The following is a 20,281-nucleotide window of genomic DNA, read 5'->3' as shown; positions in this document are numbered from 1 at the left end:
CTTGTGTCAGTACATGTGCCGCTGCTGGGCGGCGAGTTCGTGCACGACGTCCTTCGTGCCGGCGTAGAGGCGCAGGTAGCGGTCGAAGAGCGCGTCGTAGGTCTCGCGCAGCGCCGCATCCGGCTCGATGCGGTCGATCACCGGGTTCCAGTCCGTGATCAGCGGCACGTCGCCGTCGGCGGTGGCCATTGCCGCGAGGAACGCGGCACCGTAGCTGGCACCGATCGTGGTCTGCGGCACCTCCTGCACCAGACCCGTGACATCCGAGACGATCTGCAGCCAGAGACGGCCCTGCGTGCCGCCGCCGACGGCGACGATGCGGCGGATGTCCGCGCCCGCTGCGCGCATCGTCTCGACGTTGTGCCGCACGCCGAGCGCGGTGGCCTCCAGCGCCGCGCGGTACAGATCTCCGCGACCGTGCTCCAGGGTGAGCCCGGCGATCACGCCGCGGGCATCTGGGTCCTGGATCGGGGTGCGCTCCCCGGCGAAGTACGGCAGCATCAGCAGGCCGCGCGCACCGGAGCCGGATGCCTCGGCCTCGGCCAGCAGCTGGGGGTAGTCAGCGGCGGTGAGGTCTTTCAGCCAGGCGGTGAGAGCGCCCGAGGTGGACAGCCCGCCGGCGAGGTTGCGGGTGCCGGCGAAGGCGCCCGCGGTGGTCCACATCGACGGGGTGCGCAGCGTGTGCTCCCCCGTCGCGACGAGGAACATCGTCGTGCCGTACATGAGCATGAGGTCGCCGACCTCGTGCGCACCGACGCTGACCGCCTCGGTCCAGGCGTCGACGGTTCCGGCGATCACAGGGGTTCCGACGGGGATGCCGGTGAGCTCGGCGGCCTGCTCGGTGACGGTGCCGGCGATGTCACCGGCCCATGCCAGCGGCGGCTGCTCGACGCCGTCGGCGTAGCGCTGCCACCACGGCTGGTACCAGTTCCCGCTCTCGATGTCGTAGAGCGGAGATGTCTGGCTGGCCGACTGGTGGTCGAGCACGTAGGCACCGGTGAGCCTCCTGGCCAGCCAGGAGGCGGGCATGAAGAACCTCTTCGCGCGGGCGAAGGCCTCGGGCTCCTCGTCGGCGATCCAGGCGATCTTCGCTCCGGCCGCCTGCGAGGTGAGAGTCGATCCGCCGACGCGGGCGATCTCCTCTTCGCCGAGCTCCTCGGTCATGCGGGTGATCTGCGCCGTTGCGCGGGTGTCGACGCCGTAGAGGATCGCCGGACGCACCGGCTCGTCGTTCTCATCGGCGAGCAGCACGCACGGCCCCATGCCGCTGACCCCGACGCCCGCGATCTCGGCATCCGGTCGGGCGGCGAGCAGCTCGCTGGCGATCTGGACGAACTCTTCCCACCAGATGCGGCCGTCCATCTCGACCCATCCGGTGCGCGGGCGGTCGACATCGTGCGTCCTCGTCGCGGTCGCGAGGATGACGCCGTCGGGGCCCGTGAGCACTCCCTTGGTGCTCGATGTGCCGACGTCCACACCCAGGGTGCAGCGCATGTGTCCTCCTCGACGGAATGTCACGCTCAGAGTATGCGAAATCGATTTCATACCGCAACCCGAGAAGCGTTCCGGAGCGACGCGTCTCAGCGCGTAGCCGCCTGCAGGTCGTTGCGCAGCACCACCGTGCGTGCCGGCTGCTCGTCACCGCGGATGCGCTCGAGCAGCATCCGTGCGGCCGTCACGCCCATGTGGCGTGCGGGCAGACGCACGACGGTCACAGCGCTCGGCGACAGGGTGGTGAAGGGCAGTGAGCCGACCACGGCCACGCCGATCCGCGGCGGCGTGAGGTCGTGCTCGGTGAGCACCTGGATCGCGCCGACGCCGATGAGGTTGTTGCCGGCGACCACGGCATCGGGCGGTTCGGGCAGCGCCAGAAGCTCCTCCATCACGGCACGGCCGCCGTCGACCCGGAACGACGAGAAGCGCAGCAGGTCCTCGGGAACGGCGACACCGGCGTTCCGATGCGCGAGCCGCCACCCCTCAGCGCGATCCGCGGAGGTCTCGATGTTCTCCGGCCCGCCGATGTATGCGACGCGGCGATGCGTCTCGAGCAGGTGCGCGGTGGCCTGGCGTCCGGCGTCACGGTTCGCCATGACCACGCCGTCGATGTCGTAGCCGGTGCTGCGGTCGACCGCGACCACGGGGCGCCCCGTGGCGAGGATCGCGTCGAGGCTGGTGTGATCTGACGCGGCGGCCAGGATCACGCCCGACATGTTCTCCGCCATCGCGATGCGGAGATAGGTCGACTCCTTCTCGATCTGCGCATCGGAGTTGCACAGCACCACCGAGTAGCCGGCCTCGCTCGCGACATCCTCCACGCCGCGGGCCATCTCGGTGAAATAGGGGTTCTCGATGTCGGGGATGACGAGGGCGATGACCTCGGAGCTCTGCCTGCGCAGCGTGCGGGCAGCGCGGTTCGGGGTGAAGTTCAACTGCTTGGCAGCGCTGCGCACCGCGGTGACCTTCGCGTCGGACACCCCCGCGCCGTTGAACACGCGCGAGACCGTCGCCGGGGACACCCCGGCGAGCTGCGCGACGTCGTAGATCGTGGACACGGCTCCCCCATGACTTGTACTGCCAGGACAGACTATCGTCCTGAAATCGATTGCAACAGAGCGCGCGAATCGATACTGTGACGGAACACCCACCGTCGAACCGAGGATGTGCACGGATGCCCGACCTGAACTCGATCTCCGCTCTGCGCCAGGTGCAGACCCGCTCGATCTCCCCGGAGAACTTCGACGGCGCCGTCGGAGGCGGCGGGCGGGCCACCGAGGGGACCGGCGCCGACTGTGCACGCGACCTCGGTCCGGGCTGGAAGATCTCCCCCAGCGTCGACATCAAGGCCGGCGAGACCTTCGAACTGGCATCCATCGCGGGCGCTGGCAAGATCACGCACATCTGGATCACCACGCACACCGACAACTGGCGCACCCTCATCCTGCGCGCGTTCTGGGACGGCGCCGACGAGCCGGCCGTCGAAGTGCCCTACGGCGACTTCTTCTGCAACGGCTGGGGCGTGTTCGCGCAGGTGAACTCGCAAGCGATCGCCGCGAACCCGCACGGCGGCTTCAACTCGTACTGGCCGATGCCGTTCCGCGACGGCGCACGACTGACCATCGAGAACACCTCGGCCGTCGACGTGCGCGTCTACTACCAGGTCACCTATGAGACCGGCGGCGACTACTCGAACGAGGGGTACTTCCATGCGCAGTGGCGCCGGTCGAACCCTCTGGAGGAGCTGACGCCGCACGTGATCCTCGAGGGCATCGAGGGTCAGGGGCAGTACGTCGGCACCTACATCGCCTGGGGTGTGAACTCCAATGGCTGGTGGGGCGAGGGCGAGATCAAGTTCTACCTCGACGACGATGACGCGTACCCGACGATCTGCGGCACCGGCACGGAGGACTACTTCGGCGGCGCCTGGAACTTCGACATCCCGGATCAGGGGTACACAGCGTTCTCGACTCCCTACCTCGGGATGCCCCAGGTGATCCGCCCGGACGGGCTGTACGTCAGTCAGCAGCGCTTCGGCATGTACCGCTGGCACCTGCAGGACCCGATCCACTTCGCCACCGGCATCCCGAAGGTGGACATCCAGGCGCTCGGCTGGCGCAGTGGGTGGCGCTACCTGCCACTGCGCGACGACATCGCCTCGACCGCGATGTTCTACCTCGACCGCCCGACCGCCCGGCGGCCGAAGACCCCGAGCGCAGACGACATGGAGGTGCACCTAGGGACGGCCCCGGTCCCCGACATCGGTGCCACGCCTCCGCGGGAGCCGCAGTCATGACGCACGCGACCTACCCCTCGCTCGCCGGCCGGCTCGTCGTCGTCACCGGCGGCGGGCGCGGCATCGGCCTCGAGACCGTGCGCCGATTCCTTGCCCAGGGATGCCGGGTGGCGGTGCTCGACCTCGCGATGACGGAGGAGGTCAACGCCGAGTTCGTCGAGGTTGACGTCACGGATGCCTCGGCAGTGGCGTCCGTCGCATCCGACATCGCCTCGCGGCTCGGCGTCCCCGACGTGGTGCTGAACGCCGCCGGGATCGTGCGCTCGGCGGCTGCGGAGGACATGTCGGCGGACGACTGGCGGCGGGTGGTCGACATCGACCTGAACGGCACCTTCTACGTCTGCCAGGCGTTCGGGCGGCTGATGCTCGATGCCGGCCGCGGCTCGATCGTGAACATCGCGTCGATGAGCGGCTCGATCAGCAACTTCCCGCAGAAGCAGTCGAGCTACAACGCCGCGAAGGCGGGTGTGGTGCACCTCACCCGGACGCTGGCCGGCGAGTGGGCCGACCGCGGCGTGCGGGTGAACTCCGTGTCGCCCGGATACATCGCGACCGACCTCACCGCGGCTCTGCTCGACCGCGAGCCCGAGCTGGGCGAGACCTGGCGCGAGCGCACCCCGATGGGTCGGCTCGGCACGCCGGACGAGGTCGCGTCCGTGATCCTGTTCCTGGCGTCCGACGAGTCGAGCTTCATGACCGGGTCCGACGTCATCGCCGACGGCGGATACACGGTCTGGTGAGCCCCGCGTCCCGTCAGGATCGCCGGACCACCAGATCGCACTCGCCCTCGACGACGTGCACCACGGCGTCGTCGTCGCTCACCTCGACCCATCCGTAGCCGGCACCGCTGATCCACGGCCAGCGCCCGGGCTCGCGCACCGTCAGCACGCCGCGGGTGTGGTCCACGTGCACGCCGGAGCGCGCCTGGGCGAGGGTCCAGCCGGCCATCGCCCTGGCGTAGTGGTCGCCGCACTCGATCTCGTTGTACGGGTTGCGCCGCGAGCCGTCATGGCGGTCCCAGAGGCCCTTGAGCACTGCTGCGCCCTCCTCCTCCAGCCCCTCGAACCAGCAGTGCGCGGCGACCTGCCATTCGATGCCGGTCCACACCTCGTCGGCATAGCGGGTCGGCACCTCCGGACGTCCGCCCTCGGGCCACGAGCACATCAGCAGGCCGACGTCGCTCGCCGAATCGGCGTACACGCGGTAGGGATGCGTGAAGTCGGCGAAGCCGTGCCGCAGGTTGGTCGCGACCACGTGCCGCAGCGCGCTGCGTACGTGCTCGGCGGGGAGGATGTGACCGAGCCCGAGCTGATGCGCCCACCACTGCCCGATCACCTGGTCGCTGAGCACGCCGGTGCGCCACTGGAAGTCGGTGGGGTCCCCGTCGTCCAGCACCTGGATGTAGTGCGTGCCGTCGAACAGCAGCTCATCGTAGCGACGGCTTCCCTCCTCGAATCTGGCGCGCGCATCCGCGGCGGCGTCGTCGTCACTCGCGAGCAGCGCGAGTTCCTCGTAGGCTCTCAGCGCCGCCAGCCACAGCGTGCCCATGAACGGGTTCACCCCGGCAAGGTCGATGTCGTGGGTGCTGGGCTGGATGCCGCGGAGCACGCCGTCGTCATCGGGGTCCCACTTCGCACAGATGTGCGTGTAGAGACGGGTGAGGCCCGGCCAGCGCGAGGCCAGCCATTCCTCCCCCGCACCGCGCTGCATGTCGCGCAGCGACTTCAGGATCGTCGCGAGCATGCCGTCCAGCGCAGGCTCCTCCGGCCCGCCGATCAGCTCGTCGCCCATCTGATGCAGGTAGGTGGGCACCCGGAGGCGATGCGGGATGGCCCCCGCAGCGTTCTGCATGATGTCGAACTCGGTGTCGCGCATGTCACGCTCAAGGGTCGGCCAGAGTCCGGCGAGCGCGGCCTCGTACTGCCACACGTGCGTGCAGTTCAACGGGCACGATCCCCCGAACTGCCCCGACCACATGGTGGTGGATGCACCGAGTGACCCCTCGTAGCCGTAGAACCGCCCGTCGGCGCCGATGAAACAGGTCGGACTGCGCACATAGGCGGCCTGCGCCGCGAGCCGGTCGGTCTCGTCGTCGGTGAAGCTGGAGTCCGTCAGCACCGACGTCCACGCCTCGGTGCGCGACACGAGCCCGTCCCATTCACGCTCCACCGTGTCCTGCACGTCGATCGCATCGGCGAAACGCAGGCCGTAGGCGTTACCGAGGTGGAAGCGGCTCGCACCCCACTCCGGATGCGCCTGGCCGAACTGCTCGACGTCGACCATCCGGTTGGGGAAGTGCCACGACATCGAGAACCGGATCCGGCGGGACTGCCCCGGCTCCAGCCAGAACGGCACGCCGACCACGCCGAGCCAGCTCCGCCCTTCCGGGCTCGCACCCGAACCGGCCTTCGGGGCGTTCAGCTGCGGATCGCCGAGGGTCGGGGCCGTCGCCAGCCGGGAGACTCCGTTGTTCATCGCCCGTGATTCGAGGAACGCCCGCAGGTGCTCGAGGCCGGCGCAGCGCGCCACGACGGCGGCACTCTCGTCGTCGGCGGCGAGCACCAGCTGCCCGGCGTGCTGGTCCGCCTCGTCGAGCGACGGATTGTCCATCACGACGCGCGCCCAGCCCCCGCCGCGCCGGAGCCTGTTGACGTTGCCGCCGAGGCCCGGAGTGACATCGGTGATCGGCGTGATGCCGTCCCACCCCGCGGCGTTGAGCAGAGAGCCGGCCAGCGTGCCGTGCATCGCGATGTCGCCGTTGTTCGTCAGCGTGAACTCGAACATGCCGGTGGGGATGCCGCTCACCTCCACGTCGCCCGGCACCATCGGGTTCAGAGTCCGCATCGTGATCCTCAGCGGATGCCGCTCATCGGTCAGCTCGACCTCTGCGATCGGATATGTGCCGCTGAACCGCGCCGAGGAGAAGGTGTCGAATCTCCCCGCCGCATCCTGCATCCACTCCGGCACCTCGCCGTCGGTCGTCAGCGACGCCGCAGGGTCGGCGACCGGGGCGCCCTGCACCATGGCGATGCTGTCCAGCGGCGGCTCGACCCTGCTCAGTCGCAGCCAGAATCCGGTGCCTGGCAGCGCGCCTCGGTGGTTCGGCATTCCGGCGAGCTGCCACTGCCGCAGGGATCCGTCGGCGTTCACCGCGAAGCCCCCGGTTCCGATGCCGCCGATGGGCATCGCGAGGGCGGGGGCATCGGTGTGGGCGAGCGACTGTCGCAGGATCGGCGTCATTCTTCTTCTCCTGGGCTGGTTCTGGTGCGGGGACGGAGCACGGCGAGAGCGGGGAGATCCACGCCGGCGGACACGACGGTCGTCCAGGCTGCGCCGACCATGAGCACGACGAGCACGGGGCCGGCGAGGACGAGGAGACCGGCGAACCAGCTCAGGCCGAGCCAGACCACGGCGGCTGTGCACGCCAGAGCGGCGAGAGCCCCCAGGGGGCGGCGGACGACGGCGATGAACGACAGCGCGGCGACACTGCGCAGCGCCGCGTCTGCGCGGATCGCGGCGAGCGGGACGGCCACCACCCCGACCGCGGCGCACACCGCGGCTGCCACCACCGCGGCCACCGCGAGCACCTGCAGCGGCCAGGCCATCGATGTGTCGGCGAGCCCGGCGACGATCGTGCTCCACGCGGCGAGCGCGGCCGGGGCGACGCATCCGATCGCTGCCGCCAGCAGGCGACGCCGGTGCGATACGGCCGTCTGCTCGTCGAAGAGCTGCCGGTGCACGGCGTCGACCGCCCAGGCGAGGAACGGCGAGGCGAGCAGTGCCCCGACGGGCGGCGCGAGAACAGGCGTCCAGGCGGTGATCCAGAGCGCGACGACGACGGCGAGCGTGATTCCGGCGCCGCACGCCGCAAGCCACGGCAGCGCCCGCCAAGCCGCACCGGGCAGCCGAAGCAGGACGGCGTCCCCGGTGCGCGCGGGTGCGATCACCGCCGTCATCCCTTCAGCCCCGTCGAGGCGACGCTCTCCACGATCTGACGCTGGAACGCGAGGAAGACGACCAGCAGCGGCAGCACCACCATCGTGATCGCCGCGAAGACGACCACGGCCGGAGCTGCGCCGAAGCCGTTCTGCAGCGTCACGAGCCCGAGCGGCAGCGTCATGTTCTCGGGACTGGAGAGGAAGATCAGCGGTCCGAAGTATCCGTTCCAGGAGGCTTCGAAACCGAGGATCGCGAGCGCCGCGATGGCGGGGCCCGACAGCGGGATCAGCATCCGGAACAGGATCCAGAAGTGGCCTGCTCCATCGATCCTCGCGGCCTCGTCCAACTCGCGCGGGATCGTCTTGAAGTACTGCGAGAGGAAGAAGATCTGGAAGACGTTGATCAGGGCCGGAAGCCAGAGCGAGGCGAGGGTGTCGACCAGGCCGGCCTGCCGCATCATGATGAAGATCGGGATGATCACCAGCTGACCGGGCACCATCAGCGCCGACAGCATCAGCACCAGCAGCGCGTGGCTGCCCCGGAACGAGATGCGCGCGAAGGCGTACGCGGCGAGCACGGAGAACAGCAGCGAGCCGGCGGTGGAGATGGCGGCGAGCAGCAGCGAGTTGCCGAACTGCTGGAAGAAGGGCATGTACTCGAACACGTCCGCGAAGTTCTGCAGCGTGAACGGGATGGGCAGCCACTTCGGCGGGCTGGTGAACGCGTCCTCCGGTTCGGTGAGGCTCTGCACGAACAGCCAGACCAACGGGGCGAGCATGAAGACCCCGAAGAGCACCAGGAACACGTCGACGACGATCGACCACGGGCCTCGGTGCCGACGGCGACGACGGCGATCAAGACGGCTGAGCGCGTCGGCGTTCTTGCCGAGCACGACGGCTTCGGTCGCGGTCATGACTCGAACACCCACTTCCGGCGTCCGACGAACTGGATCACCGTCACGCCCATGATGATCACGAACACGAGCAGCGCGACGGCGGCCGCATAGCCCATGTCGAAGGCCTGGAAGCCCTTCTCGTAGAGGTACATGATGATCGTCATCGTGGAGTCCTGCGGGCCGCCCTTGGTGATGATCTGGATCGGGTCGAAGATCTGGAACGCCCCGATGAACGTGATGATGGTCGCGAAGAACATCGTCGGCGACATCAGCGGAAGGGTCACGTTCCAGAAGATCTGCCAGGAGGATGCGCCGTCGGTCCTGGCCGCCTCGATGAGCTCGGCCGGAACCGTCTGCAGCCCCGCCAGCATGATGATGAACGTGAAGCCGAGGGTGTGCCAGAGGTCGATGAAGATGATCGCCGGCAGCGCCCAGGCCGGGTCGGCGAAGAAGTTCGGCAGTTCGATCCCGACCATGGACAGGTACTGCGCGACGAATCCGAAGGTCGGGTCGAGCACGTACTTCCACAGCAGCGCGACGGCCGCCCACGAGATCAGGAACGGGAAGAACACGGCGACGCGGGCGAAATAGCTCAGTGCCCTGCTCATCACGTTGTTGACGGCGAGGGCGAGCAGAAGCCCGAACACGAGGTGGGTGACGATCGATGCGAACGCGAAGAGGAACGTGTTCAGCAGCACCTTGGGCAGCAGGTCGTCCGAGAAGAGATCGGCGAAGTTCTGCATCCCCACGAATTCGGGCGGCGTGAGCAGATCCCACTTCATGAACGCGAGCACGATCGCGAACACGAACGGTCCTGCGACGAAGACGAGGAACAGGAGGACGGCCGGGCTGACGAACAGCCAGCCGGCCGCCTCGGTGCGGCGCCTCTGGGCGAGTGCCCCGGGACGCCGCACCTCGAGCGCGGTATTACTCACCGACCAGCTTCTCCAGCTTCGTCTGCGCCGCATCCAGGGTCTTCTGCGCGGCACCCTGCCCGGCGATGATCGTGCCCCACGCCTCTTCGATCGTCTTCTGCGCCTCCGCGCCCTGGTCGATCGACGGGATCGGCGTGGCGAACTCCATCGCCTCGCTCAGGCGCACCGTGCCCTCAGGCGCGTTGTCGGTGAACGCCGCCGAGTTCGCGACCGACGTGCGGGCGGGCACGATCGTGCCGCCGATCTGAGCGAAGTAGGTTCCCGCCTCCTTCGACATGAGGAACTTGATGAACGTCCAGGCGGCATCCTTGTTCTGGCTGTTCTTGGTGATGTTCCAGGCATCCCAGCCGACCGGGGAGCCGTTGCCGACCTTGGTGGGCCAGTTCACGAACACCGTGTCGTCGACCATCTTCAGGTCTCGGATGCCGAGCACCGGCCAGCGTCCGCCGTTGAGCGACGCGAGCTTGCCCTGCTTGAACGCCGTGTTCGCATCGAACTGCCCGCCGGGCTTCGGCGCCAGGCCGAGGTCGACGAGGCTCTTGGCGAACTCGGCCGACTCCACAGCGGCCGCGGTGTTGTAGGTGGGCTTGCTCCAGTCGTCGTTGAAAGTGCTCGCGCCGTTGGTGGTCAGCCACGGCATCACGTCGGTGAAGTAGCCGGATCCTGCGCCGGTGAGGTAGGCGCCGGTCTTCTCCTTGATCGTCTTGCCGGCCTGCAGGTACTCATCCCAGGTCCAGTTGCCGTTCTCTGGGATCGGCACGCCCGCCTTCTCGAAGACGCTCTTGTTCAGGTACATGCCCATGGTGTTGAACCCACCGGGGATGAAGACGGTCTCGCCCTTGGGGCCGGAGGCGAACTCCTTGTTGAACTTCACCAGGTTCGGGCTGATGTCGCTCCAGTAGTCGTCGACCTCCTTCTGGTCCTTCTTGATGAACGGGGCGAGATCCTCGAGGATGCCCTTCGACGCGAACAGCCGCTGCCCCTCGGTCGCGACCTGGATGATGTCGATCTTCTGTCCACCGGCCAGGCGGGTGGCGACGGTCGTCGAGAACGTCGCCCAGTTGCCGCTGGGGATGCCGACGGCCTTCAGCTTGATGTCGGGGTGCTCCTTGTTGAACTCGGCGAACAGCGCGTTGAACGCCTTCTGCTGGTTCGCGTCGCCCATGTAGACGAAGTTCAGCTCGCCGCTCTCGGCGTCGCCGTTGCCACCTCCTCCCCCGCCTCCGGAGGTGCACCCGGTGACCATGATCCCGACGGTCGCCGCTGCCATCGCAGCGAGTGCGATCCGCTTCAGTGACTTTCGCATTCGTCCTCCTCAGGACCTCGGCTCTCCCTCGAGCCGTTGCTGTGTGTTCGGCAGATGCCGTTGTTCGGTCGCGCGGACGGACCCCATCGACCGGGTAATCGACACGTTAGACGAAATCGATTTCACGCACAAGGGTCCGGATCAGTCCTTGCGATCGAGATCCGCTGAGAACCAGAAGACGTTGTACGGATCCCAGAGCGACAGGGTGAAGTACACCGTCCGCCCGTCGGACGAGACGTAGCGCGAGTTGAGGTACGGCGAGTACAGCCCGGGATACGCGGAGCCGGGGACGAGCTCGATCGGATCACCCCACGGCCCCCACGGCGTCACCCCCTCGCGGATGTAGGCGCTGCCGGCATCCGAGTAGGTCATGATCCAGCGCTCGAGGTATGTCGACCACATCACGGAGAGTTCGCCGATCGTGCCGTCCACGACGGTCTGAGCGGCATCCATGTCGGCGCTCCACCGCGCCTTCCCACCGTCGACGCCGGCGAAGTACTCGTACGACTCCTGGCGCTCCACGGCCTTCTCGGTCGCGGGCACGCGCATCAGGCGCACGGCGCCGAATCGTCCGGACGGGATCGCCCAGAGGTACACGTACTCGACGCCGTCGTCCACCGCGTGCGCGGCGGCGAACTGCACGAAGCCGGAATCGCCGGGCCACTCGACGCCGTCGACCGGCGTCCAGGATGCGCCGCCGTCAGTGGATCTCACCAGGGCGGAGCGATTCGCGTCCCACTCGCCTGCGTCGCCCCAGTGCTTCACCGACATGTAAGAGACGTACATGGTGTCGCCGATCGCGAAGCCGTAGGTGGGGATCTTGGTGACCTCGCCTCCGGCGTCGTTGCCGTCGTGATCGCCCTCGATGAGCGGAGCCGCCATGCCGATGCCGTCGGCGAGCCAGCCGCCGAAGGTGATCCCGTCCGAGGGGTCGTCGTCAGTGGTCCACGCGGACGCGTTCGATCGCCACATCCCGCCCTGCCCCCCGGTCGACGCGGGGTCCCGCTCGCCGAACGTGTCGCCGAAGAAGAAGAACGTCTTGTCGCCGACATCGACCATGGAGCCGAGATCGGTCCCTGCGACACCGACCGAGACGGTGTCGTTGATCGCGTCGGGTCCGGTGAGCTGCGCGATCTCTTTCAGATGCGAGACGCCGGCGAGCACGAACGGCTTGTCCTGGTCAGGGTCGACGGCGACCGGCCCAGCCGGCGAGCACGCCGCCAGACCGACGGCCGATGCCGCCATGATCGCCATCGCGGTGCGGCGGAAGCGCCTGCGTGTACGCATGATCCTCCTCGATCGGAGGCCACTTTAGCGAAATCGATTTCAATTGACCAGGCCCGCGTTTGCCACTCCGACGCTTCCGGACTACCGTGGGCTGGTGCGCTCCCGTGCGCACTCTCATGCCATCGCCCACCGCATCATGCGGCCGGCGAGCGAGGAACCAGGAAGCGAGGTGGTGCCCCATGTCCAGTGACAGTCACAGTCGCAGACGCGTCTCACCCATCCGCTTCCGCTCCGCACCGCTGATCAGCCCGAACTGATCGCCGCGGTGGGGCGGCTTTCTCTGCGAAGGCACAACCATGACCCCCACGCAGCTTCAGAACGTGGCCGAGGCCGCCGACACGATCGGCCAGCTCCTCTCCCAGAACGACCTCGCCGGCGCATCCGCCGTGCTGACCCCGCTCGCGGTTCCCGAGGTCGTCGAACTCGTCGATCGGCTCAGCATCGAGGACGCCGCGATCGTCTACCGCCTGCTCGCCAAGAGCAGGGCGCTCGAGGTGTTCGAGGCGCTCTCACCCGGCACCCAGGGCGACCTGGTTCAGGCGCTGCGCAACGCCGAGGTGACGACCCTGTTCGCCGAGATGGACCCGGACGACCGGGTCTGGCTGCTCGACGAACTGCCGGCATCCGTCGCCCCGCGACTGCTGCGCGGACTGACCCGACAGGAGCGCGACCTCACCTCGGGCATGCTCGGCTACCCGCAGGACTCGATCGGGCGCCGGATGAGTCCGGAGTTCGTCACGACGCATCCGCAGCTCACGGTCGCCGAGACCATGGCGCGCGTGCGCGGCGCGCTGGAGTCGGCCGAGACGATCTACACGCTGCCGGTGACCGACCACGGCCGTCGGGTGGTCGGCGTGGTCAGCCTGCGCGACCTCATGGGCGCGGCCGATGACGCGCTGATCAGTGACCTCATGAACCGCGACGTGCACATCGCCGTCGTCTCGGAGGACGCCGAGACCGCGGCCCGCCGCACCACCGACTACGGCCTGCTCGCGCTGCCCGTCGTCGACGGCGAGGACCGGCTGATCGGCATCCTCACGATCGACGACGCCGCCCGCATCCTCAAGCAGGAGGAGAGCGAGGATGCCGCACGGCAGGGCGGTGTGGAGCCGCTGCGCCGGTCGTACCTGTCCACGCCGATCAGCAGGCTGGTGCGCTCCCGCGTGGTGTGGCTGCTGGTGCTCGCGGTCGGCGCGACTCTGACCGTGCAGGTGCTCGACACCTTCGAGGCGACGCTGGCGCAGATGACGGTGCTCGCGCTGTTCGTGCCGCTGCTGATCGGCACCGGCGGCAACACCGGCAACCAGGCGGCGACCACCGTGACGCGATCGCTCGCTCTCGGCGAGGTCGCGCCGCGCGACGTGCTGAAGGTGCTCTCCCGCGAGGTGCGCACCGGGTTCTGCCTCGGGCTGCTGCTCGGGCTGCTCGGCTTCGCGATCGCGGGCCTCGTCTACGAGTGGCACGTCGGCCTGGTGATCGGACTCACCCTGGTGGCGGTCTGCACGGTCGCGGCATCCGTCGGCGGCATGATGCCGCTCGCGGCGCGGGCGATCCGGGTCGACCCGGCCGTGTTCTCGAACCCGTTCATCACGACGTTCGTCGACGCCACCGGCCTCGTGATCTACTTCCTGATCGCGAAGGCCGTGCTGGGGCTCTGAGGCTCAGTCCTCGGGGCCCTCGGACGGCAGGTGCGGGCTCCACAGCATGACCTCGGTGGAGCGGCGGATGCGGCGACCGGACGGCACGGTCACGACCTGGCCGCTGGTGGCGGCGGCGAACACCCGGACGCCGGGGCGGCTGCGCCGCTCGGCATCCAGCGCCTGCTCCAGCTCGCGCACGCGGTGGCGCAGCGCGCGCACCTCGTCCTCCAGGTCGAGCAGGCGCGCGATCGCGGGCAGGCTCATGCCGTCGGCGGAGAGCCGTGCGACCTCGCGGAGCTGCACGATATCGCGCTGCGAGTAGCGGCGCGAGCCGCCTCGGGTGCGGCCGGGCACGACCAGGCCGATGCGGTCGTACTGCCGCAGGGTCTGGGGATGCATGCCGGAGAGCTCGGCCGCGACAGCTATCGCGTAGACCGGAGCATCCTCGTCGGCATCCATCCCCATCACCTTCATGCCCGCGCCTTCGCCATCATCTCGGCGCGCGGGTTCTCCTTCGGCTCGGCGGCCTGGAAGGCCTCCAGAGCAGCCTTCGCGGCCTCGTCGAGGTGCGACGGAACCGCCACCTGCAGCTCGGCGAGCAGGTCGCCGGTGCCCTTCTTCGTGGTGATGCCGCGGCCCTTGACACGCAGCACCCGCCCCGAGGGCGTGCCGGGGGCGACCCGCAGCTTGACGTTCTCGCCGTCCAGCGTGGGCACCTCGATGGTCGCGCCGAGCGCGGCCTCGGTGAACGTCACCGGCACGGTCAGACGCAGGTTCAGCCCGTCACGAGTGAAAACCGGATGCGGGCGCACCGTGATCTGCACCACGATGTCACCGCTCTCGCCGCCATCCGGCGACGGGCGGCCGCGGCCGCGCAGCCGGATCTTCTGCCCGTCGGCGACACCGGCGGGGATCTTCACCTTGAACGGCTTCCCGTCCTCGGACTGCAGCGAGATGGTCTCGCCCTTGGCCGCGGTGACGAAGTCGAGCGTGGTGCGCGCGGTCACGTCGGCGCCGCGCTGCGGGCCTCCGAAGCCGCGGAACCCGCCGGACGTCTGGCCGAACCGACCGGAGCCGAACGATCCGCCGCCGCCTCCGCCCTGATTGAACATCGCGAAGATGTCGTCGAAGTCGGCCTGCTGACCTCGGCCCTGTCCGAACCGGCTGAACACATCGTCGAAGCCGCCGGCCCCGCCGGCGCCGGGCGCGGTGAAGCGCGCGCCCGACCCCATGGCACGGATCTCGTCGTACTCCTTGCGCTGCTCGGCGTCGCTGAGCACCGAGTACGCCTCGCTGATCTCCTTGAACGTCGCCTCGGCCTTCGCGTCACCCGGGTTGGAGTCCGGGTGGTACTTGCGCGCCAGCTTGCGGTACGTCTTCTTGAGGTCGGCGTCCGTGACGTCCTTCTTGACGCCCAGCGTCTTGTAGAAGTCCTTGTCGAACCAGTCCTGACTAGCCATCGATCACCTACTCCACAGGTACGGCGACCACGACCTTCGCCGGGCGCAGTTCGACTTCGCCCAGCCGGTACCCGACCTCGACGACCTCGAGGATCGTCGACGTGGTGGCGCCAGGGGTGGGCTGCTGGAAGATCGCCTCGTGCTGCTGCGGGTCGAACTCCTCGCCGGCGGTGCCGTAGGCGACCACGCCGAGCCGCTCGACGACGGTACGGAGCTTCTCCGCGATCGCGAAGAACGGCGAACCCTCACCGAGGTCACCATGCTGCTCGGCGCGCGCCAGGTCGTCCAGCACGGGCAGCAGGCCCTTGGCGGCCTCGCCCTTCGCGCGCTGGATCTCGATGTGGCGCTGCTCCTCGGTGCGGCGACGGTAGTTCGCGTACTCCGCCTGCAGGCGCTTGAGGTCCACGAGCAGGGCGTTCTCGGCGTCTTCCAGAGCGTGATCCTCCGCAGCCGCCTCGGCGGTCTGCTCGGCGTTCAGGATGTCGTCGATCGTCAGCTCGTCGGCGTTCTCCGCCGGATCCGGCGCGGGGCCGGATGCCGCAGCATCCGACCCCTCGCCGAGACCCTCGGCGGGAACGTTCTCGTCGTTCTCGTCGAAGTTCTTGTCGGTCATCGTTACTTCTTCTCGTCCTCGTCGTCCACGACCTCGGCGTCGATGACATCCTCGTCGGAGGAGGTGTCACCGGCGGGCGCGTCGCCCTCGGGCGCTGCGCCGGCCGCGGCATCCGCCTGGCCCTGCGCGTAGATCGCCTCTCCGAGCTTGGACTGCGACTGGTTCAGCTTGTCGAACGCGGTCTTCACGGCCTCGTCGTCCTCGCCTGCCAGCGCGGCCTTCAGCGCGTCGACGTCGGCCTGGACCTCGGTCTTCACGTCTTCGGGCAGCTTGTCCTCGTTGTCCTTGATCAGCTTCTCGATCGAGTACGACAGGGTCTCGGCCTGGTTGCGGGTCTCGGCGGACTCACGACGCTTCTTGTCCTCAGCGGCGTGCTCCTCGGCCTCGCGCACCATGCGCTCGATGTCGTCCTTCGACAGCGACGAGCCGCCCGAGATGACGATCGACTTCTCGGTGCCGGTGCCCTTGTCCTTGGCGGACACGTGCACGATGCCGTTGGCGTCGATGTCGAAGGTGACCTCGATCTGCGGGATGCCGCGCGGAGCCGGCGCGATGCCGGTCAGCTCGAAGGTGCCCAGCGGCTTGTTGTCGCGGGTGAACTCGCGCTCGCCCTGGAAGACCTGGATCGCCACGGACGGCTGGTTGTCGTCAGCGGTGGTGAAGGTCTCGCTGCGCTTGGTCGGGATCGCGGTGTTGCGGTCGATGAGCTTGGTCATCATGCCGCCCTTGGTCTCGATGCCGAGGCTCAGCGGGGTGACGTCGATCAGCAGGACGTCCTTGCGCTCGCCCTTCAGGACACCGGCCTGCAGAGCGGCGCCGACGGCGACGACCTCGTCCGGGTTGACGCCCTTGTTGGCGTCCTTTCCGGTCTCGGCCTTGACCAGGTCGGCCACGGCCGGCATGCGGGTCGAACCACCGACCAGCACGATGTGGTCGATGTCGGAGACCTTGATGTTCGCCTCGCGGATGACGTCCTCGAACGGCTTCTTGGTGCGGTCGAGCAGGTCCTTGGTGAGGTCCTCGAACTTGGCGCGCGTGACCGTCTCGGAGAGCGAGACGGGCCCGCTGTCGGTGAGCGACAGGTACGGCAGGTTGACGCTGGTGCTGGTCGAGGAGGAGAGCTCCTTCTTGGCCTGCTCAGCGGCCTCCTTCAGGCGCTGCAGAGCGATCTTGTCGCCCGAGACGTCGACGCCGGTGGTCTCCTTGAACTGCTTGATCAGGTAGTCGACCAGGCGCTGGTCCCAGTCGTCGCCGCCGAGGCGGTTGTCACCGGCGGTCGCACGGACCTGGATGGTGGAGAAGTCGTCGTCCTTGCCCACCTCGAGCAGGGAGACGTCGAAGGTTCCGCCACCGAGGTCGAAGACGAGGATGAGCTCGTCCTCCTTGCCCTTGTCGAGGCCGTAGGCCAGGGCGGCCGCGGTGGGCTCGTTGATGATGCGCAGGACGTTGAGGCCCGAGATCTCGCCGGCCTCCTTGGTGGCCTGACGCTCGGCGTCGTTGAAGTACGCCGGGACGGTGATGACCGCGTCGGTCACGGTGTCGCCCAGGTACGACTCGGCGTCGCGCTTGAGCTTCTGGAGGATGCGGGAGGAGATCTCCTGCGGGGTCCACTTCTTGCCGTCGATCTCGGTGGTCCAGTCGGTGCCCATGTGGCGCTTGACCGAAGAGATCGTGCGGTCGACGTTGGTGACGGCCTGGCGCTTCGCGGTCTCGCCGACGAGCACCTCCCCGTCCTTGGTGAACGCGACCACCGAGGGGGTGGTGCGGAAACCCTCGGCGTTGGCGATGACCTTGGGCTCGCCGCCCTCGAGGACGCTGACGACGGAGTTGGTGGTTCCGAGGTCGATACCGACAGCACGTGCCATGTGTTTTCTCCTTGTGGTTGTTGTCTGGGAAGTCTGCTGCGACCCAGAAACATGAGTCGCGATGACTCAAGTGTACGCCGGGGCTCGGATGGTGTCAATTCAAAGTTGATAGGAGATCACTCAACTTCGAAACTGCCCTCTGATCGCCGCAAATGTGCCACGATCGACGCATGAGCGTGCGCGTGAACGTCGACAACTTCGCCCTGGCCGAGACCCATCGGATGATGCATGACCTGCAGCGCGACGCGGGCGGGGTGAACAGGTTCCTGCACAACCGGCTCCCCGCCGACATCGACAAGCAGACCGTGATCCGGCTGAACCGCGACACCCTGTACAGCTTCGCCGTCGTCGACATCAGCGCCGGCGCCACACTGACGCTCCCGGAGCACGGCGACCGCTACCTCTCGGCGATGATCGTGAACGAGCACCACTACATCAACGAGATCTTCCACGATGCCGGCGAGCACGAGCTCACCGTGCAGCAGTTCGACACCCCGTACGTCGTCGTCGCGGTGCGCACCCTGGTCGACCCCGCCGATGCCGCCGACCTGGCGACGGTCTCGGCCCTGCAGGATCAGATCCGGCTCACGAGCGCCTCGGCCGTCCCTTTCGAATACCCCGACTACGACGCCACGAGCCTCGACGAGACGCGTGACGCACTGCTGGCTCTCGCGCGCAACCTCGCCGCGTTCGATCGCACGTTCGGCACGCGCGACGAAGTCGACCCGGTGCGTCACCTCATCGGCACAGCCGCGGGGTGGGGCGGCCTGCCCTCCTCCGAGGCGAGCTACATCGGCGTCGACCCGCGCCTGCCTGTGGGCCAGTACGAGCTCACGGTCGGCGACGTCCCGGTCGACGGATTCTGGTCGCTCTCGGTCTACAACGCGGGCGGGTTCTTCGAGAAGAACGACCGCGACGCCTACACGATCAACAACATCACCGGCGTCCGCGGCGACGACGGCACGATCACGGTGCGCTTCGGCGACTACCCGGAGGGCACCCCGAACGCACTGCCGATCACCGACGGCTGGAATTACCTCGTCCGGCTGTACCGTCCGCGCCCGGAGATCGCCGACGGCAGCTGGAGCTTCCCGACGCTGACCGCCTGAGCGCCCCACCCCGACGACGGGAGCGAGGTCACGCCCTTCGAAGCACGGCTTCCAGCAGCCGTACCAGCGCCGCCGGCATCCGCGCGATCGGGACGACATCGATGACGTCGGCAGCGAACCGCGACTTACGGCCGGATGCCGTGCCGGCGAACCGGTGCAGCTGTTCCTCGATGCTGCGCACCCGCTGCGCGGGCTGCCGCTGGAACACCCGGAACCGTCCGAGTTCGCCTCGCGTCGCGAGGGTCTCGAGCACCAGCTCGGATCCGGCGGCACGGATCACCTCCTCCTCGAGGTCGCGCTCGCAGCCGAAGAAGCCTGCGCGCGCGAGGTCATCGCCCTGCAGCATCCCGAGGTCGCGCAGGACTCGCGCGACGTATTGGCGCTCCGCGCCGTCGTACAGTCCCAGCACCCGAGCATCCGTGCCCTGCATCGGGATCAGGAAGTTGCGCAGGTTGGTGATGCCGCCCAGTTCGACGAGCGCCTCACCCGCCACCTCCACCGCAAGGCGGCGCGCCACGACCTCGAACGCGAGGCGGTCGCTCCTGCCCTCGAACAGCACGACCGTCCGCGAACCCTCGGCAGTGACGGACATGGGTCGACCCTACGCGCAGCCTCGAAGCGAGTACGCCCCACCCATAGACTCGTCCGATGACCGAACAGAACAGGGCATACCACGGTGCCGCCGGTCAGGTGTTCGCGGCGCGGGCCGATGCCCCGGGCCTGAACTCGCTGCACGAGCGGCCGGCGGTCGTTTCGCTGATCGGTGACGCGAGCGGGCAGGATGTCGCCGACCTCGGCTGCGGTGCGGGTCATCTCGCCGCGATCCTCAGCTCGGCGGGCGCGCGAGTCACCGGCGTCGAGGGCAGCGAGGTGCTCGCTGGGATCGCACGGGAAGCGGCGCCGGCCGCCACGATCGTGCATCACGACCTCGACGCGCCACTCGATTTCCTGGCGGATGCCTCGCAGGACGGCGTGGTCTGCGCACTGGTCATCCACCACCTCAGCGACCGCCCGCACTTCCTGGCCGAGATCCGCCGCATCCTGCGGCCGGGCGGGTGGCTTGTGCTGTCGTCCACGCATCCGACAGCCGACTGGCGCTACTTCGGCGGTTCCTACTTCGACGAGCGCTGGGTGACGCGCTCGTTCGGCGAGGCGACCATGGAGTATCAGCTCATGACGATGAGCACCCTGCTCAACGAGATCGCGGATGTCGGGTTCGTCCTCGAGCGGCTCGTCGAGCCGCAACCGGCCGAGGCGCTGCGCGCTCTCGATGCGGAGAAGTACGAGCAGCTGGCCTCCGCGCCGATCTTCGTGGCGCTTCGCGCTCGCGTCGGGGACTGACGCCCGCCGCCCAGTCACTCCAGGACAGGACAACACGCGAGAACAGGACGAATGCGCAGCATCCGTCCTGTTCTCGGTCGTTCTCCTGTACTCGCGGCGCT

At 68.4% G+C, this 20,281-nt stretch carries 18 protein-coding genes; 5 read left to right on the top strand and 13 right to left on the bottom strand.

From position 1 onward, the window contains the following. Nucleotides 1-6: 6 nt before the first annotated feature. The gene (locus tag ACFVDO_RS08335; RefSeq protein ID WP_378854952.1) at nt 7-1,494 is read right to left on the bottom strand and encodes an FGGY-family carbohydrate kinase; all 1,488 of its coding nucleotides are present in this window, start codon (nt 1,492-1,494) and stop codon (nt 7-9) included. 86 nt (nt 1,495-1,580) lie between these two features. After that, nucleotides 1,581-2,552: a LacI family DNA-binding transcriptional regulator gene (locus ACFVDO_RS08330; protein ID WP_378854954.1), complete on the bottom strand. Its 972-nt coding sequence runs from the start codon at nt 2,550-2,552 to the stop codon at nt 1,581-1,583. A 116-nt stretch (nt 2,553-2,668) separates the two neighbouring features. Between ACFVDO_RS08330 and ACFVDO_RS08325 the strand changes: the two genes are divergently transcribed. Beyond that, on the top strand, nt 2,669-3,790 hold the full coding sequence (locus ACFVDO_RS08325) for a glycoside hydrolase family 172 protein (protein WP_378854956.1): 1,122 nt from the start codon (nt 2,669-2,671) through the stop codon (nt 3,788-3,790). After that, a complete protein-coding gene (locus ACFVDO_RS08320; RefSeq protein WP_378854958.1) occupies nt 3,787-4,530 on the top strand; it encodes an SDR family oxidoreductase in 744 nt (247 codons plus the stop codon). The genes ACFVDO_RS08325 and ACFVDO_RS08320 overlap by 4 nt, the downstream gene beginning before the upstream one ends. Before the next feature lie 13 nt (nt 4,531-4,543). Here ACFVDO_RS08320 and ACFVDO_RS08315 read toward each other — a convergent pair whose 3' ends face one another. The 6 genes from ACFVDO_RS08315 to ACFVDO_RS08290 all read right to left on the bottom strand — a co-directional run bounded on the left by ACFVDO_RS08315 (nt 4,544) and on the right by ACFVDO_RS08290 (nt 12,152). Then, complete coding sequence (locus ACFVDO_RS08315; protein WP_378854960.1) at nt 4,544-7,030, bottom strand: GH116 family glycosyl-hydrolase; 2,487 nt, start codon at nt 7,028-7,030, stop codon at nt 4,544-4,546. After that, nucleotides 7,027-7,737: a hypothetical protein gene (locus ACFVDO_RS08310; RefSeq protein ID WP_378886853.1), complete on the bottom strand. Its 711-nt coding sequence runs from the start codon at nt 7,735-7,737 to the stop codon at nt 7,027-7,029. The genes ACFVDO_RS08315 and ACFVDO_RS08310 overlap by 4 nt, the downstream gene beginning before the upstream one ends. Nucleotides 7,738-7,742: 5 nt before the next feature. Continuing rightward, nucleotides 7,743-8,642 (bottom strand): carbohydrate ABC transporter permease, encoded by a 900-nt coding sequence (locus ACFVDO_RS08305; RefSeq protein ID WP_378854963.1) that lies wholly within the window; start codon nt 8,640-8,642, stop codon nt 7,743-7,745. After that, nucleotides 8,639-9,559, bottom strand: a complete 921-nt coding sequence (locus tag ACFVDO_RS08300; RefSeq protein WP_378854965.1) for a carbohydrate ABC transporter permease — start codon at nt 9,557-9,559, stop codon at nt 8,639-8,641. Before ACFVDO_RS08300 ends, ACFVDO_RS08305 begins: the two co-directional genes overlap by 4 nt. Then, entirely contained in the window at nt 9,552-10,865 is a 1,314-nt protein-coding gene (locus ACFVDO_RS08295) for an ABC transporter substrate-binding protein (RefSeq protein WP_378854967.1), read from the bottom strand. Before ACFVDO_RS08295 ends, ACFVDO_RS08300 begins: the two co-directional genes overlap by 8 nt. 141 nt (nt 10,866-11,006) lie before the next feature. Beyond that, nucleotides 11,007-12,152 carry a DUF4185 domain-containing protein gene (locus ACFVDO_RS08290; protein ID WP_378854969.1) on the bottom strand — a complete coding sequence of 382 codons (1,146 nt, stop codon included), beginning with the start codon at nt 12,150-12,152 and terminating at the stop codon, nt 11,007-11,009. 296 nt (nt 12,153-12,448) lie between these two features. Between ACFVDO_RS08290 and mgtE the strand changes: the two genes are divergently transcribed. Next, nucleotides 12,449-13,810, top strand: a complete 1,362-nt coding sequence (mgtE, locus tag ACFVDO_RS08285; protein WP_378854971.1) for a magnesium transporter — start codon at nt 12,449-12,451, stop codon at nt 13,808-13,810. A gap of 3 nt (nt 13,811-13,813) precedes the next feature. Here the strand turns inward: mgtE and ACFVDO_RS08280 are convergent, their stop codons facing one another. The 4 genes from ACFVDO_RS08280 to dnaK are packed head-to-tail and all read right to left on the bottom strand — an operon-like array spanning nt 13,814 to nt 17,730. After that, entirely contained in the window at nt 13,814-14,266 is a 453-nt protein-coding gene (locus ACFVDO_RS08280; RefSeq protein WP_378854973.1) for a heat shock protein transcriptional repressor HspR, read from the bottom strand. Beyond that, on the bottom strand, nt 14,263-15,252 hold the full coding sequence (locus ACFVDO_RS08275) for a DnaJ C-terminal domain-containing protein (protein ID WP_378854975.1): 990 nt from the start codon (nt 15,250-15,252) through the stop codon (nt 14,263-14,265). The genes ACFVDO_RS08280 and ACFVDO_RS08275 overlap by 4 nt, the downstream gene beginning before the upstream one ends. Nucleotides 15,253-15,259: 7 nt before the next feature. Beyond that, nucleotides 15,260-15,865: a nucleotide exchange factor GrpE gene (locus ACFVDO_RS08270; RefSeq protein WP_378854977.1), complete on the bottom strand. Its 606-nt coding sequence runs from the start codon at nt 15,863-15,865 to the stop codon at nt 15,260-15,262. A gap of 2 nt (nt 15,866-15,867) precedes the next feature. Further along, nucleotides 15,868-17,730 carry a molecular chaperone DnaK gene (gene dnaK, locus ACFVDO_RS08265; RefSeq protein WP_378854979.1) on the bottom strand — a complete coding sequence of 621 codons (1,863 nt, stop codon included), beginning with the start codon at nt 17,728-17,730 and terminating at the stop codon, nt 15,868-15,870. Nucleotides 17,731-17,900: 170 nt separating this feature from the next. Here dnaK and ACFVDO_RS08260 point away from each other — a divergent pair, with 170 nt between their 5' ends. Continuing rightward, complete coding sequence (locus ACFVDO_RS08260; protein WP_378854981.1) at nt 17,901-18,839, top strand: DUF1254 domain-containing protein; 939 nt, start codon at nt 17,901-17,903, stop codon at nt 18,837-18,839. A 28-nt stretch (nt 18,840-18,867) separates the two neighbouring features. Here ACFVDO_RS08260 and ACFVDO_RS08255 read toward each other — a convergent pair whose 3' ends face one another. Beyond that, nucleotides 18,868-19,431, bottom strand: coding sequence for an ATP-dependent endonuclease (locus tag ACFVDO_RS08255; RefSeq protein WP_378854983.1), 564 nt, complete (start codon nt 19,429-19,431; stop codon nt 18,868-18,870). Nucleotides 19,432-19,487: 56 nt separating this feature from the next. Here ACFVDO_RS08255 and ACFVDO_RS08250 point away from each other — a divergent pair, with 56 nt between their 5' ends. Further along, complete coding sequence (locus ACFVDO_RS08250) at nt 19,488-20,180, top strand: class I SAM-dependent methyltransferase (protein WP_378854985.1); 693 nt, start codon at nt 19,488-19,490, stop codon at nt 20,178-20,180. The last annotated feature ends 101 nt before the right edge of the window (nt 20,181-20,281 follow it).

Origin of the sequence: Microbacterium sp. NPDC057741 (genome assembly GCF_042798735.1) — a bacterium.
GTDB lineage: Bacteria > Actinomycetota > Actinomycetes > Actinomycetales > Microbacteriaceae > Microbacterium.
Note: the sequence above shows the minus strand (reverse complement) of the source record. Positions and strands in the feature narration are given on the sequence as shown.